Source organism: Nitrospirota bacterium, from assembly GCA_013388455.1.
Lineage (GTDB): Bacteria > Nitrospirota > Thermodesulfovibrionia > Thermodesulfovibrionales > SM23-35 > JACAFF01.
Window position 1 is genome coordinate 17,631 of sequence record JACAFF010000005.1, and the last position, 13,461, is coordinate 31,091.

Consider the following 13,461-nt stretch of genomic DNA (forward strand, 5'->3'; position numbering starts at 1 on the left):
GATTGAAAAAATAATATAAGACATTAAAATATAATTAAAAGCAAAACTATTTAATTGGAGTTTCAATGGAAGATAATCGCAAACAGAATCTGCCGCGGAAAAGACATTCAATATTAATCGTTGATGATGATGTTGTCTTGCTTAATATGTACAAAGAACTTCTCATGCTTGAAGGCTATATCTGCGAGACAGTTTCTAATGGTAAATCTGCTATTAATTTACTTAATACAAAAAGATTCGATGTAATTATTATTGATATTGTCTTGCCTGATATGACTGGTTTTAAACTTACAGAAAAAGTGAAAATTTTGAACCCTGATAGTGTTGTGATTATTATGACCGGATTCTCTGATACTTTTTCTTATGATGATGCAATAAAAGCAGGTGCCACAGATTTTCTTAAAAAACCTTTTACTTTGAAAGAGCTTCTGGTAAGAATAGAACATGCCATAGAACATGAATTTTTACGAACTATGTCGTTAAGAGATGAATTAACAGGCCTATACAACAGAAGAGGTTTTTTTACTTTAATAGAGCATTACTTCAAATTGTCCATGAGAGATCACAGGGGCTTTTTTATATTATATTCTGATTTAGATGATTTAAAGAAAATTAATGATGCACTGGGACATACAGCAGGCGATTCAGCTTTAATGGATACAGCCTTTATACTAAAAGAAAATTTCAGGGATTCAGATATTATTGCACGAATAGGCGGTGACGAGTTTGTCGTAGCACCAATATGGACTAGCGGGGATAGTATTGAGGTAATCTTAAGCCGCTTTTATTATGCTCTGGAGAATTTTAATTTACAAAAGGCTCGCAAATATAAGCTTTTACTCAGCACTGGAACAGCTTTCTTTGATCCAGTTTCGCCATGCTCTATTGATGAATTATTGAATCAGGCAGATAAATCTATGTATAAGAGTAAAAGGTGGAAGTGAAATTTCAAACAGCCTGCCTTAGGCCTTGAAATTTATCAGAAATAATTTCCACTGAAAACGGTTTTTTATAAAGAATCTGTAAAATTATACCATTCGACAAAAATTTTATTGATTTACAGTAATCAGATTTTTTGCCTTCTTAAGATCATTTGGGAAAAGATCAATCGGAACCTTATCTCTCCCAAGGGTTTTGAAAACTATATAACGGGCACATTCAGAATTATTGTCGAGACAGTACCTTTTTTTATACATCTGTGCGGTTGCAGGCATATTCGCCATTTTGTCATTAAAGAAAGGACAATTCTTTAAACATTCACAATCTTTTGCCATATTTATTCTCCTTTATACAAAATTATACATTTCAGAAAACCCTTCTAAGTCCTCCTGATTTTTTAAAAGCAAAGAATATGCCGGAAAATAAATTTCAATAAATCAATTAGTTATAAAATATGATAAATGGTATTATCAACAAAAATGATAAATTATTTTTTCAATTGACTAAAACTCTCAATGACTTGACTGGACTTGCTCGCATGATTAAAAATAACCGCCCTCAGGACATCGATCCCAAGTTTCATATTCCTTTTTACCGTCTATTCAGGTCTCAAAGGCAAAAACCTGTAAAAGAAATCATCGAGGCGATCACACTCCCACCAACCGTCCATATAGGACTCGCCAAGTCCAAGACTTCCATCGCTGAGAACCCTTCTGAAGAAATTCTCATTATTAATTCGTATGTCCCAGGGACTGGACCCATCAATAGTGATTCCCGCAGGATATGAAATCGTCTGAATAATCTCTCTGCGTTTTCCTGTCTTCATGTGTCGTCAGAAAGCGTAAAACTTTTATATCAATATTAGTAGGTGGGAATTTCAAGTTTTGTTAATATGTTCCATTGCATATCAATTTAAGATGGAAAGCAACAATGAAGTAAGAAACTTGTAGAATTCTAATCCTTGAATAATCCTGAACCGTCCTCTTCCTGTTTTTCATCGATTTCTGAGAGGGCTTTTTTCACTTCCTCCTCTGTAGTCCTCAGGCTCCCTTTGCAGAACTTGATGAGATGTGATGCCCTCTTCACTTTCTCGGTGAGAACATCAACATTGATATTCTCAGATTCCATATCGTTTATAATCTTCTCAAGCTCCTCAATAGCTTGAGAATAAGTCATCCTCTTTTTTTCGCTCATCTTTAGTTTCCCTCTCTATATCTTCTACGATGCTTATGATAAAACCACTACTCAATCTGGTATTTATTATATCATTCTTTATAACAGTGGCTGTATCTCTTAAGGCTCTCCCTTTAAGATAAGTTATACTATATCCGCGCTTGAGAATATTTTGAGGGTTAAGAAGACGTATCCTGTTTTCATAGTTTTCAAGCTTCTGTTTCTGAATGGAAAATATATGAGATGGATAGATATTTAGCACTTTCATGAAATCCTTTATTTTCTGATAACTATTCATAATCAACATTTCTGTAACATTTCTAAGATTTCCTTCATACTCCTTTATACTTATAGAAGGTGCTCTGAGTGCTGAAAGTGCTGTTGCCTGAAGATCATAGATATTGTTTTGCAATGAAACCTTAATATTTTTCATATAATTCAAGGTAGAGACAAAAAAAATGTCAGCAGATGTCCTTAAATAATGCTTTTCCCTTTCCATAAAGTCATTTACTTTAATTTTAAGCCTGTGTTGCAGTTCATCTATTTTTTCTTCGAAATCCTTTGATTTCGTAATCAGAAACTCTGCAACAGCAGTTGGCGTGATGAGTCTTTTGTTGGCTACATGGTCAGCAACAGTCTCATCCTTTTCATGGCCTATACCGGTAAATACGGGAAGTGGAGAAAGTGCTATTGTCTTTGCTAAAGAATAACTATCAAAACAGTGCAGGTCTATAACAGATCCACCTCCTCTGATAATCACTATAGCATCGAAATGTTTTCTTTGCTTTATGCATTTTTCAAGAGCGGTTATTACAGATTGCTCTGCTTTTTCTCCTTGCATATAGGCTTGAAATAATTTGTAATTAAACCTGTATCCGTAAGGATTATTATTTAATCTACTCTGAAAATCTCCGTAACCTGCTGCTCCTTCCGCGGATATCACAGCAATTCTCTGAATAACTGGAGGTAATTCAAGAAGTTTATTCTTTTTAAGAATGCCTTCTTTTGTGAGTCGTTCGATGATTTCTCTCCGCTTGAGCATCATTTCACCCAGTGTATAGCGAGGATCGATTTCTTTGATATTCAGCGACAAACCATGCACTCCGTGATAAGTTACTTGCACCAGCATAAGAATCTTCATGCCTGCCTGAAGATTCTGACCTGTAAGAGCTTTAAATTTTACTGTGATCTGATTAAAATTGTAAGACCAGATCGTAGCTTTCATTTTCGCTAATATAATGTCTTCTTTTTTTTCGACTAAATCCAGATAACAGTGACCTGAATTAAAGTGAAAATTGATTTGTGCTATTTCGGCAATAACCCAGTAGTCATCATAAAGCGATGATTGAATAAGAGTTTTAATAAGAGAAGCAAGTTCACTCAATGTTAGGTATACCATATGTTTAGTATATGACATAGAATTATTTTTTAACATAACTAAGCCATTTTTATTCATAATAAGATTAAGATATAGACAGGACATGGTAATTAATGGGAAGAATAAACTGGTTAGTAGTATTGAAATCAATTTAGCATTTCTGTAGAATATTTGTATAACTAAGAGGAGGTAATGATTATGTGTAAAAAATGTGGATGTGGGACAACTACTAAAAAGAAAAAGAAAAAATAGAGAAGTAAGAAAGGCAGGGTCTTTAAAGACCCTGCCTTTCTTGTCTGCAACAAAATTGCCCAAAATAAAAATAACCTTTATTTATCTATCTTCTTGATTCTTTTAACAATTCTCTTTAAACTGTAAAATCAATATTTAAAATAGAAAGAAATAAAACATGTATAATATCAGCAAATGCATGAACTTAAGGATAAGATTTTTATTGTTATTTTCCATATTTGTCCTTATTGTTTCTTTTGCTTTTGCACAGAAAAAGCAGGAAGTTTTACTGAAATTCAGTAAGCAAGATAACCTTATGCGAATTGTTTTTAAAGCAGAAGAACAATTTGTTAATAAGGCAAAAATAACCACTACAGAATCACAAATAAAAATAGAGTTTAATGAACCCTTCCTATTAACTTCTGAAAAAGTTTTTCCTTTCGAGATATTGACAGAAGAGAAATCTGTTATTGTTAATCTCCAAGAAAAAAGTGAAATAAAGATCTTCAGGCTTCCTTCACCCCCACGCCTTATATTTGACATAAAAACTAAGGAGGTAGAACAGGAAAAACAAAGCGAGAAAATTCCTAAAAATCAAAAAGAAAAAGAGCAGGAAAATGCACAAGAAAAAGTGCCTGATAAACAGATTTCAGGAAGGTTATCGAAAGTTTTTATTTTAGATCCAGGACATGGTGGTTATGAATTCGGGATCACCTCTGGAAATATTAATGAAAAAAATATTACGCTAAATCTTGCAAAGATTTTGAACGATATCCTTGTTAAAAAAGGCAGAAAGGTTTTTCTAAGTCGTAAGGTTGATCAATTTCTTTCATTAAGTGACAGAATTACTTTTATTAATAAAAATAATCCGGATATCTTCATAAGCCTTCATGTTTCGATTTCGAATAATTTTATCATTTACAGTCCTTACTTTAATGAACAGAGTCCGACTGAAATAGCAGATTTTTACAGTATCACTTCAAGACAGAAGAAACATATCAGGAAAAGCAAGATTCTTGCTGAGAGTATTGCTAAAGCTTTAAAGGAAGAATTTAACATGAGTGTTATTCGAAGAGAAATGCCTCTTCCAGTTCTTCATTCAACGGCTGCACCAGCTGTTATGATAGAGTTTCCCTTAACAAAATTCATGAGTTACGACCAAAAAATAAATGAAAAGCTCGCAGATACTATAATTAAAGGGATTGAATTATATGAAAAGCAATAAATTTTTATCTTATATCCAGCTATATGTTAATTGTGAATAAAGATAAAAAGATAATTATGAGTAGAAAAAGAATCATCTGGATTATAGTTCTTATAATTATTTTTATTTTTGTTACCATAGCAGGATATTTATATTTTTCTGATATGTTTTCTAAAGATAAGATTGCTCGGGAAACAGTTCAAGATATACAGGATACAGAAGACTTATCAACGCTTAGAATTTATTATCCATATGAAAACAGCCTTCAGCAGGAAGAGCGAAAGATTCAGAGAAGGATCAGTGAGATAGCTATCGCAGAAGCCACTATTGAAGAATTTTTAAAAGGGCCTGCTGCTCAACCATCTTCACTCATACCAAAAGATGTAAGTCTCATTGGTGTTTACAAAGGCGCTGACATGATACTATATGTTAACCTCTCAGATGAATTCAGAAGAAATTTTCAGGGAGATGCCTTAACAGAATTTCTCATTCTAAAAGGTTTATATGAAAGCATAATATCTAATGTAGAAGATATTCATGATTTGAAGATTCTTATAGAAGGAAAGGAAGTTGAAACGCTTGGAGGGCATCTTTATCTGTTGTATCCTTTAAAAGACATTGTGTCTATTGACATAACAAGTCAGGAAGTTGAAAACATTCAGCAGAATCCCCAAAAACCTGAATAGAATTTTTATCTCTGGACAAATTTTTCAATGATTCTCATAGATCTTTCAACAGCACCCGTATTTTTTCTGTAAATTTCCTGTGCCTTTATACCAATTTCCATTGCCTTTTCTGGAACAAGAAGTAAGTTTTTTATTGTTGAAAAGAGCTCGTTTTCCTGGACCATCATTATAGCTCCCTCTTTGATAAAATCTTCAATAATAGGAAAATTCTCCATATGCGGACCACAGATTATTGTTTTACCCCAGTAAGCAGGCTCAAGGGGGTTCTGACCTCCGTACCCTCTGAAACTTTTACCTATGATTGCGATATCAGATATTCCATAAACTGAAGATAATTCACCAACAGTATCAAGAAGAATAACAATGGAGTGTAGTGATTTACTTGCAGGAATATCTTGGTTGCCGAAAGATGAACGTTTAATGTATGCGATTCCTTTTTCTTTGAGTAAATTTTCAACAGCTTTAAACCGTTCTGGATGTCGCGGGGCTAAAATTAGATTGAGTTCATGGAACTCTTTTTTAAGTTCCATGTATACAGATATTATTAGGTCTTCCTCTCCTTCATGAGTACTCCCTGCTATTAAAACCCGCCCTCTTATATTCTCTGCCCATGACGGTATTTTCGATGGGGGCTTAGTATCAAATTTAAAACTGCCTGTGTTCAAAACTTTTTCTTTGTGAACTCCGAGTTCTTGAATTCTTTGAACATATAAATCGTTCTGCATGCAAAAAAAATCAACACAGGAAAGGACTCTTTTCATAAAAAAGGAAATCTTTTTATAGCCATGAAATGACTTTTTCGATATCCTTCCATTTAAAACAACTACAGGTATACCTTTTTCCTTAAAGACCCTGAATAGATTCGGCCAGAGTTCAGTCTCAATAACAATGAGGATTTCTGGTTTTATCCTTGTAAGCATCGAACGTAAAATAAATGCACTGTCGAAAGGTAGATAAAGAATCAATACACTTTCCGGAGCATGTTCACGTGCGACTTTCTGACCGGTGTCTGTTATTGTCGAAATTATAATTTTTTTTGATGGGTAACAATCTCTTAATTTATATAATAATGGCAGAGATGCCATAACCTCACCGACAGATACTGCATGAATCCAGAAGCTTGAAGATGTATGAGAGTCGGGATATGAATCGAAAAACCCTAACCTTTCTCTTAACCATCGATTTCTTATGCCCTTTGGTCGTTTTAAGTACTCAAATGGCAACAAAAAGATAATCACAATACTATATATTAGACTATAAAATAAATACATTCCTATAACTTTTTCTCCCAACCTGCTAACTCTATAACCATTTCAGCAACTCTATCAGAGGCTTTCTTCCCTGTGAAAGGTTCTCTTATCAAATTATACGCCTTGATCATCTCTTCCCTGTAATTTTTGTCAAAAATGATCTTTTTCAATTCTTTAATTACTGCTGTTGGATTTGCCTCCCTCTGTAAAAATTCTTTAACAATTTCTTTCCCTGCAAGTATGTTGACAAGCGATATGTGTTTTACCTTTACAATAAGTTTTCCAAGAAAAAATGTGATAGGAGAAAGTTTATAAACAACAACCATAGGAACTCCGAGGAAAGCTGTCTGCAATGTTGCTGTTCCTGATGCAACTACTGCAAGATCAGATGCAGCAAGAACCTCAACTGATGCTCCTTTATTTATCATTGCGCCTTCATTTTTCAAAGCATTCAGATAGAAATGATACTGTTCCTCATCTATATTTGGGGCAAGAGGTATACATATTTGATAGTTCCGTTCTAATTGAATCTCTGTATCTTTTCTAAGCTGCCTGACAATATCAACCATGAAAGGTAAAAGTCTTTTTAATTCATGAGGCCTGCTTCCAGGGAGAAGTGACAGAAGAGATTTTTTCGAATCAAATCCGAGATGAGTTTTTATATTTTTTCGCTCTTCAGGATTCTTTATAATATGTGATAAGTTAGATAAATCTCTATCCTTAGCTTTTATATTAATAGATTGCAGAGTGGTATCAATCTCTTCGAGTATTGGATGTCCGACAAATTCGCAGGATAACCCTGCATCTTTATAAATTTTCTCTTCAAATGGGAGAATTAAAGCCATTCTCTGGACTAAAGTGGAGATTTTTTGGACTCTCCCTTTCCTCCACGCCCATACCTGAGGGCTGACATAGTATAAAATCCTTATCCCCAACTCTTTAGCCTTTTTTGCCAATTTCAGATTAAAGTCAGGATAATCTATTAGCACAAGGACATCAGGTCTGCATTCTTTAAGGATATTTACACTATTTTGGAAAGAATTTTTAATCTTCCTAAACGATGATAAGGCTTCTACAAGTCCAAAGGCATCTGATATATCTGAAATGATTTCTACACCTGCCTCTATCATCCGTTTACCGCCAACGCCCATGATACGAATATCAGGATGTTTTTTCTTTAATGCCTTTGCAAGGAGAGAGCCATATAATTCCCCAGAGCTTTCGCCAGAGATAATGACTACTGTTTTCATCATTTAAGGACTATCAAACAAGGCTCCTGATTATTCCCGCTATTTTTCTTATAGCAGGTTCATCAAGTTCAGGATATATAGGAAGAGACAGGACTTCGCGAGCAGCCTTCTCAGCTTCTGGAAAATCTCCTTTTTCATAACCGAGAAATTTAAGGGCTTTTTGCAGATGAAGGGGTACAGGATAATAGACAACTGAGGAAATACCTTTTTGCCTGAGAATTTGCTGGATAGTATCACGTTTGCTGCTCCTGATTGTATATTGATGGTAAACATGATAAGCACCCTTTTTTTCAACCGGACACTTAACATTATTTGAAAGAAGACTTGTGTAAAGTTCTGCGTGCTTTCTCCTCTTCCTGTTTAATTCGTTTATTCTCTTGAGCTTTACCAGCAATATTGCTGCCTGTATTTCATCAAGTCTGCTGTTAAACCCAACTCTGCTATGTCTGTAAGCTCCTTTTGAACCATGATTTCTTAATTCGCGTATTATTTCAGCAAGTCTTGAATTATTGAGAACAATCATTCCTCCATCACCGCAGGCTCCGAGATTCTTACTTGGATAGAAACTGAAACACCCGGTATCTCCAAATGTTCCTACTTTCTTACCGTTGAATTCAGCTCCAAAGGATTGTGCGCAATCTTCAATTACTTTCAGTTTATATTTTTTTGCTATCGTTAAAATTTTTTGCATATCAGCAGGATGACCGAACAAATGGACAGGAAGGATTGCTCTCGTCTTTTCTGTTATATTCTCCTCAATCTGTTCAACGTCAATATTAAAAGTATCTCGTTCTATATCAACAAATACAGGGATTGCACCTGTATAAAGAATTGCCTCAACAGTAGCAAAGAAAGTGAACGGAGTTGTAATAACTTCATCCCCAGGCCCTATACCGAGAGCATCAATCGATAAATGAAGAGCATCCGTACCCGATGCAACACCGACTGCTTCTCTAAGATTAAGAAAATCTGCTACTTTTTTCTCAAAATCTAAAACTTTTTTGCCAAGTATAAAGTTACTGCTTTCAAATATTTCTGTCAGAATTTCAAAAACTTCATCTTTAATCTCATGAAATTGTATTTTCAGATCAACCATTGGAATCATCATGTTGTATGACCCTCTTCTTTCTCCTTATTTAAATTTACCGTTCTTTATTATTTCATTTATCTCGAGAACTACTTTTAATGCATTCCTCCCTTCTATAGCAGAGACCTTTGGTCTTCTTCTTTCTTTAACAGAGTGAATAAAATCCAACAACTCTTCTTTTAGCGGTTCTTTATTCTCCGGATTTCTCTTATCGAATTCTATTATTCCTTCTTCCGTCCTGTAATAATGCTTTATCTCGGAAGTCTGATAGTCTATTGAAATATAGCAGTCCTTTTGAAAAATCTTTAGTGTCCTGTGTTTTTCAGGAGAGAGACGACTTACAGTTGCGAGTGCAGTACAACCATTTTCAAATTCAAGCCATGCTTTTGCTACGTCAATTTTTTCAGTTAAAACTTTGGCACCAACAGCCTTCATATTTTTGATAGGTGAAGAGATAAAACTTAAAATAATATCAATATCATGAATCATAAGGTCAAGTGTAACATCAACATCTGTCCCTCTGCCGAGAAACGGTGAAAGCCTCTCTGACTCGATAAACATCGGTTCTATCACTGTGTCTGAAACAGCAAGCACTGCTGGATTATAACGCTCAAGATGACCAACCTGAATTATGCAATTCATATTCTGTGAATCTCTTATCAGCTTATCTGCCTCTTCAATAGTAACTGTGATAGGCTTCTCTATTAATATATCCTTGCCTGCTTTGATACATTCGATAGCTATATCATAGTGAGTAGTAGTAGGTGTAACAATACTCAGTGCGTCAACTTTATCGAGTATATCTAAGTAATTAGTAAATGACTGACAACCATACATTGATGCATATTTATCAGCCTTATTTTTATCAATGTCAACAACCGCAAAAAGCTCTGCTTCCTCAAGTCCAGCAAATATTCTTGCATGATGCTGACCCAGGTATCCAACTCCAATAACACCAACCTTAACAGCCAAAAAACCTCCTATTATAGTTTATTACTCATTTTTTTCACTTCTTCAAGTTTTCTTAATGCTTTTCCTGAATCTATTGATTCAGATGCTATATTGAACGCTTCCTGAAGATCTTCTGTCTTTCCCGCAACAACTATTGCAATCGCTGAGTTCATTAGGACAATGTCACGCTTAAAGCCCGCTTCTCCTTTGAGAATTGACATGGTAATTGAAGCATTTTCCTCTTTAGTGCCTCCTCGTATTTCATCAATAGTTCCTCTTCGTAAACCAAAATCTTCTGGTTGAATAAAAAAATTCTCTACATTGCCATTCCTGAATCGTGAAATTATAGTTTTATCTGATATACTTATTTCATCAAGTCCATCCTCACCGTGAACGACCATAGCATCAATTGCACCGAGTTTTCCGATAACTTCTGCAAGTATTCTGGTGAGTTTATCAGAAAATACACCAAGTATCTGTCTCCTTGCACCAGCAGGATTTGTGATAGGGCCAAGGATGTTAAAAATGGTTCTTAGTCCTATCTCTCTCCGAGGCCCGATAGCAAATTTCATTGCAGGATGAAATAGTGGTGCGAATAGAAATCCAAATCCTGTCTCGAAAAGACACTTTTCTACATTTTGAGGAGACAAATCTATCTTTACCCCTAAGGCCTCAAGCACATCTGCACTTCCAGACTGGCTTGAAACAGAACGATTACCATGTTTTGCAACTGGAATTCCAGCTCCTGCAACAACGAATGCAGTTGTTGTAGATATATTAAAGGTATGAGACATATCGCCACCGGTTCCGCATGTATCAAGAACTCCTTCAGGCGCCTGAATAGTAGTTGCCTTTTCTCTCATAATTCTTGCAGCACCTGTAATCTCTTCAACAGTCTCACCTTTGATTCTGAGAGCAGTAAGAAAAGCTCCTATCTGAGCATCTGTTGCTTGTCCCTCCATAATCTCCTTAATGGTCGCCGCTGTCTCAGCTTCTGATAAGTCGATATTGTTAACAAGCATGTTGATAGCTTCTTTAATCATACTTATAGCTTTGTTTTAAGAAATTTCGGAGCAAATCCTTTCCAACTTTGGTGAGTATAGACTCTGGATGGAATTGGACACCTTCCACAATAAAATGTTTATGCCTCACGCCCATAATTTCTTCCCTATCTGTCCATGCAGTTATTTCAAGACATTCAGGAAGTGTCTCACGCTTTATAATGAGAGAATGGTAACGTGTTGCTTCAAATGGATTCGGAAGGCCGTCAAAGATTGTTTTACCATCATGATATATAAGTGAGGTTTTCCCATGCATAAGCCGGGGTGCTCGTATAATTTCCCCTCCAAAAGCAGCACCGATAGACTGATGTCCGAGACATACACCAAGGATTGGAATTCTGCCTGAAAAAAGCTTAATAACTTCTATGGATATCCCAGCCTCTTTGGGAGTACATGGACCGGGTGAAATAACAATTCTGTCAGGATTCAGTCTTTCAATTTCATGTAAGGTTATTTTATTATTTCTGAATACCTTTATCTCCTCCCCAAGCTCACCAAGATACTGGACGAGATTATAGGTAAAAGAATCATAGTTATCGATCATCAATAACATGACTTTAACTTAGTTCCCTTTCTGCCATATCCACTGCGCTCATCATGCCCATTGCTTTATTAACTGTCTCCTCATATTCCTTTTCTGGAACTGAGTCAGCAACTATTCCAGCACCTGCCTGCACATAGACCATATCATCTTTTATTATAAGGGTTCTGATTGTGATACAGGTATCCATATTCCCAGAATAACTTATATATCCGACTGCTCCAGCATAAGGACCTCTTCTTAGAGGTTCAAGTTCTTCTATAATCTCCATGGCTCTCACTTTAGGCGCACCTGTTACTGTTCCCGCTGGAAAGCACGACCCCAGAACATCAAATGCATCCAGTCCGGCTCTTAATATTCCCTCAACATTCGATACAAGATGCATCACATGACTGTAACGTTCGATATTCATTAATTCTGTAACTTCTACAGAACCAATTTCAGCAACCCTTCCCACGTCATTTCTTCCAAGGTCTACAAGCATAATGTGTTCAGCGATCTCCTTAGGGTCTTTTTTGAGATCTTCTTCAAGAGCTTTATCTTCTGCCTCAGTGTCTCCTCTCTTTCGAGTACCTGCTATCGGTCTGAGTATTATTTTCTTGCCTTCAAGCCTCACAAGTATTTCCGGAGAAGAGCCAACTAATTTTATATCTCCTGTATCAATGTAATACATATAAGGAGAAGGATTGATTACTCTAAGAGCCCTGTAAATATTGAAAGGTTCTGTAGTTCTTTTACGTTCAAACCGCTGTGAAAGGACAACCTGTACAACATCCCCTGAGAGAATATAATCTTTTCCAGTAATTACTGCCTGTTCAAATGCATTTCTTGAGTGGTATGATGATACATATTCAGTAGATTGAGGGGATTGCTCCTGAGTCGCCTTATGTCTTTTATTTAAATTTTTTGTTTTTCTTAATTTTTCGATGATACGTTCTATTTTATCTGTTGCTTCATTATATGCTTCTTCAACAGATTTATTATTAATATGTGCATTAGAGACAACTTTTATCCTTCCTTTGAAATTGTCGAATATCACTACAGTATCAGTTACCATAAGAAACATATCTGGTATATTAAGACCGGGTCTTTGTTTGTCAGGGATTTCTTCAAAGAATCTGACCATATCATATCCAATATACCCTACAAGCCCTCCATAAAATCTGGGCAATCCACTAACATCAACAGGTATATAGGACTTGAGTTCTTTCTTAATAAATTCAAAAGGATTTTCAGTATACAATATCCTAGGTTTTTTACCTTTGTCCTTTATTTCTAAAACATTGCCACGACTTTTAATAATCTTTGACGGTCTTGAGCCAAGAAAGGAATACCTTGCCCATTTCTCACCTCCAATCATGCTTTCAAGAAGAAAAGAAGGAGTTCCTCCCAACTTCAAAGTTGCAGAAACCGGTGTTTCAGTATCAGCAAGAATCTCTCTGTAAACAGGAATAAGATTCCCCTTTAAGGATAGAGACTTGAAACTCTCAAAGTCAGGTTTAAGCATATTGACAAAGATTTACCCTTTCTATTAGTATTTTTATAAATACCGTTCATTATAGCTCATTAGCCATTTATAAGTTAATAGCTGAGAAGTAAATTGCGGGAATAGCTCAGTTGGTAGAGCACAACCTTGCCAAGGTTGGGGTCGCGGGTTCGAACCCCGTTTCCCGCTCCATAACGACAGTTATCAGTTGTCAGTGAACAGTG

General features: G+C 35.6%; 13 protein-coding genes, 1 tRNA gene and 1 pseudogene. 4 read left to right on the top strand and 11 right to left on the bottom strand.

From position 1 onward, the window contains the following. Positions 1–65 precede the first annotated feature (65 nt). On the top strand, positions 66–944 hold the full coding sequence (locus HXY53_01950; protein NWF75335.1) for a diguanylate cyclase: 879 nt from the start codon (positions 66–68) through the stop codon (positions 942–944). A gap of 105 nt (positions 945–1,049) precedes the next feature. Here the strand turns inward: HXY53_01950 and HXY53_01955 are convergent, their stop codons facing one another. The 4 genes and pseudogenes from HXY53_01955 to HXY53_01970 all read right to left on the bottom strand — a co-directional run bounded on the left by HXY53_01955 (position 1,050) and on the right by HXY53_01970 (position 3,547). Beyond that, positions 1,050–1,274: a hypothetical protein gene (locus HXY53_01955; GenBank protein NWF75336.1), complete on the bottom strand. Its 225-nt coding sequence runs from the start codon at positions 1,272–1,274 to the stop codon at positions 1,050–1,052. 281 nt (positions 1,275–1,555) lie between these two features. Then, positions 1,556–1,741, bottom strand: a pseudogene (locus tag HXY53_01960) (cyclopropane-fatty-acyl-phospholipid synthase). Between the two features lie 152 nt (positions 1,742–1,893). Next, on the bottom strand, positions 1,894–2,133 hold the full coding sequence (xseB, locus tag HXY53_01965) for an exodeoxyribonuclease VII small subunit (GenBank protein ID NWF75337.1): 240 nt from the start codon (positions 2,131–2,133) through the stop codon (positions 1,894–1,896). After that, positions 2,093–3,547, bottom strand: coding sequence for an exodeoxyribonuclease VII large subunit (locus HXY53_01970; protein ID NWF75338.1), 1,455 nt, complete (start codon positions 3,545–3,547; stop codon positions 2,093–2,095). The genes xseB and HXY53_01970 overlap by 41 nt, the downstream gene beginning before the upstream one ends. A gap of 373 nt (positions 3,548–3,920) precedes the next feature. On the opposite strand from HXY53_01970, the gene HXY53_01975 reads away from it, so the two are divergent. Then, on the top strand, positions 3,921–4,946 hold the full coding sequence (locus tag HXY53_01975) for an N-acetylmuramoyl-L-alanine amidase (GenBank protein ID NWF75339.1): 1,026 nt from the start codon (positions 3,921–3,923) through the stop codon (positions 4,944–4,946). Positions 4,947–5,002: 56 nt separating this feature from the next. Next, the gene (locus tag HXY53_01980; GenBank protein NWF75340.1) at positions 5,003–5,611 is read left to right on the top strand and encodes a GerMN domain-containing protein; all 609 of its coding nucleotides are present in this window, start codon (positions 5,003–5,005) and stop codon (positions 5,609–5,611) included. Between the two features lie 5 nt (positions 5,612–5,616). Here HXY53_01980 and HXY53_01985 read toward each other — a convergent pair whose 3' ends face one another. Genes HXY53_01985 through trpE form a run of 7 tightly spaced genes read right to left on the bottom strand, consistent with a single transcriptional unit; the run spans position 5,617 to position 13,258 of the window. Beyond that, positions 5,617–6,882 (bottom strand): 3-deoxy-D-manno-octulosonic acid transferase, encoded by a 1,266-nt coding sequence (locus HXY53_01985; GenBank protein NWF75341.1) that lies wholly within the window; start codon positions 6,880–6,882, stop codon positions 5,617–5,619. 2 nt (positions 6,883–6,884) lie between these two features. Next, positions 6,885–8,114 (bottom strand): hypothetical protein, encoded by a 1,230-nt coding sequence (locus HXY53_01990; protein ID NWF75342.1) that lies wholly within the window; start codon positions 8,112–8,114, stop codon positions 6,885–6,887. 10 nt (positions 8,115–8,124) lie between these two features. Then, entirely contained in the window at positions 8,125–9,216 is a 1,092-nt protein-coding gene (locus HXY53_01995; protein NWF75343.1) for a DegT/DnrJ/EryC1/StrS family aminotransferase, read from the bottom strand. Between the two features lie 27 nt (positions 9,217–9,243). Next, positions 9,244–10,170, bottom strand: coding sequence for a Gfo/Idh/MocA family oxidoreductase (locus tag HXY53_02000; GenBank protein NWF75344.1), 927 nt, complete (start codon positions 10,168–10,170; stop codon positions 9,244–9,246). A gap of 11 nt (positions 10,171–10,181) precedes the next feature. Continuing rightward, on the bottom strand, positions 10,182–11,192 hold the full coding sequence (gene trpD, locus HXY53_02005; protein ID NWF75345.1) for an anthranilate phosphoribosyltransferase: 1,011 nt from the start codon (positions 11,190–11,192) through the stop codon (positions 10,182–10,184). Beyond that, positions 11,185–11,763 (bottom strand): aminodeoxychorismate/anthranilate synthase component II, encoded by a 579-nt coding sequence (pabA, locus tag HXY53_02010; GenBank protein ID NWF75346.1) that lies wholly within the window; start codon positions 11,761–11,763, stop codon positions 11,185–11,187. Before pabA ends, trpD begins: the two co-directional genes overlap by 8 nt. A 4-nt stretch (positions 11,764–11,767) precedes the next feature. Further along, on the bottom strand, positions 11,768–13,258 hold the full coding sequence (trpE, locus tag HXY53_02015) for an anthranilate synthase component I (protein NWF75347.1): 1,491 nt from the start codon (positions 13,256–13,258) through the stop codon (positions 11,768–11,770). Positions 13,259–13,353: 95 nt separating this feature from the next. On the opposite strand from trpE, the gene HXY53_02020 reads away from it, so the two are divergent. Next, positions 13,354–13,429, top strand: a tRNA-Gly gene (locus tag HXY53_02020). Positions 13,430–13,461 lie beyond the last annotated feature (32 nt).

Coding starts and splice junctions, on each gene's coding strand:
- HXY53_01980 (NWF75340.1), top strand. CDS start 5,003: ATGAGTAGAAAAAGAATCATCTGGATTATAGTTCTTATAATTATTTTT.
- HXY53_01975 (NWF75339.1), top strand. CDS start 3,921: ATGAACTTAAGGATAAGATTTTTATTGTTATTTTCCATATTTGTCCTT.
- HXY53_01995 (NWF75343.1), bottom strand. CDS start 9,216: ATGATTCCAATGGTTGATCTGAAAATACAATTTCATGAGATTAAAGAT.
- trpD (NWF75345.1), bottom strand. CDS start 11,192: ATGATTAAAGAAGCTATCAACATGCTTGTTAACAATATCGACTTATCA.
- pabA (NWF75346.1), bottom strand. CDS start 11,763: ATGTTATTGATGATCGATAACTATGATTCTTTTACCTATAATCTCGTC.
- HXY53_01985 (NWF75341.1), bottom strand. CDS start 6,882: ATGTATTTATTTTATAGTCTAATATATAGTATTGTGATTATCTTTTTG.
- HXY53_01970 (NWF75338.1), bottom strand. CDS start 3,547: ATGTTAAAAAATAATTCTATGTCATATACTAAACATATGGTATACCTA.
- trpE (NWF75347.1), bottom strand. CDS start 13,258: ATGCTTAAACCTGACTTTGAGAGTTTCAAGTCTCTATCCTTAAAGGGG.
- HXY53_01955 (NWF75336.1), bottom strand. CDS start 1,274: ATGGCAAAAGATTGTGAATGTTTAAAGAATTGTCCTTTCTTTAATGAC.
- xseB (NWF75337.1), bottom strand. CDS start 2,133: ATGAGCGAAAAAAAGAGGATGACTTATTCTCAAGCTATTGAGGAGCTT.
- HXY53_01990 (NWF75342.1), bottom strand. CDS start 8,114: ATGATGAAAACAGTAGTCATTATCTCTGGCGAAAGCTCTGGGGAATTA.
- HXY53_01950 (NWF75335.1), top strand. CDS start 66: ATGGAAGATAATCGCAAACAGAATCTGCCGCGGAAAAGACATTCAATA.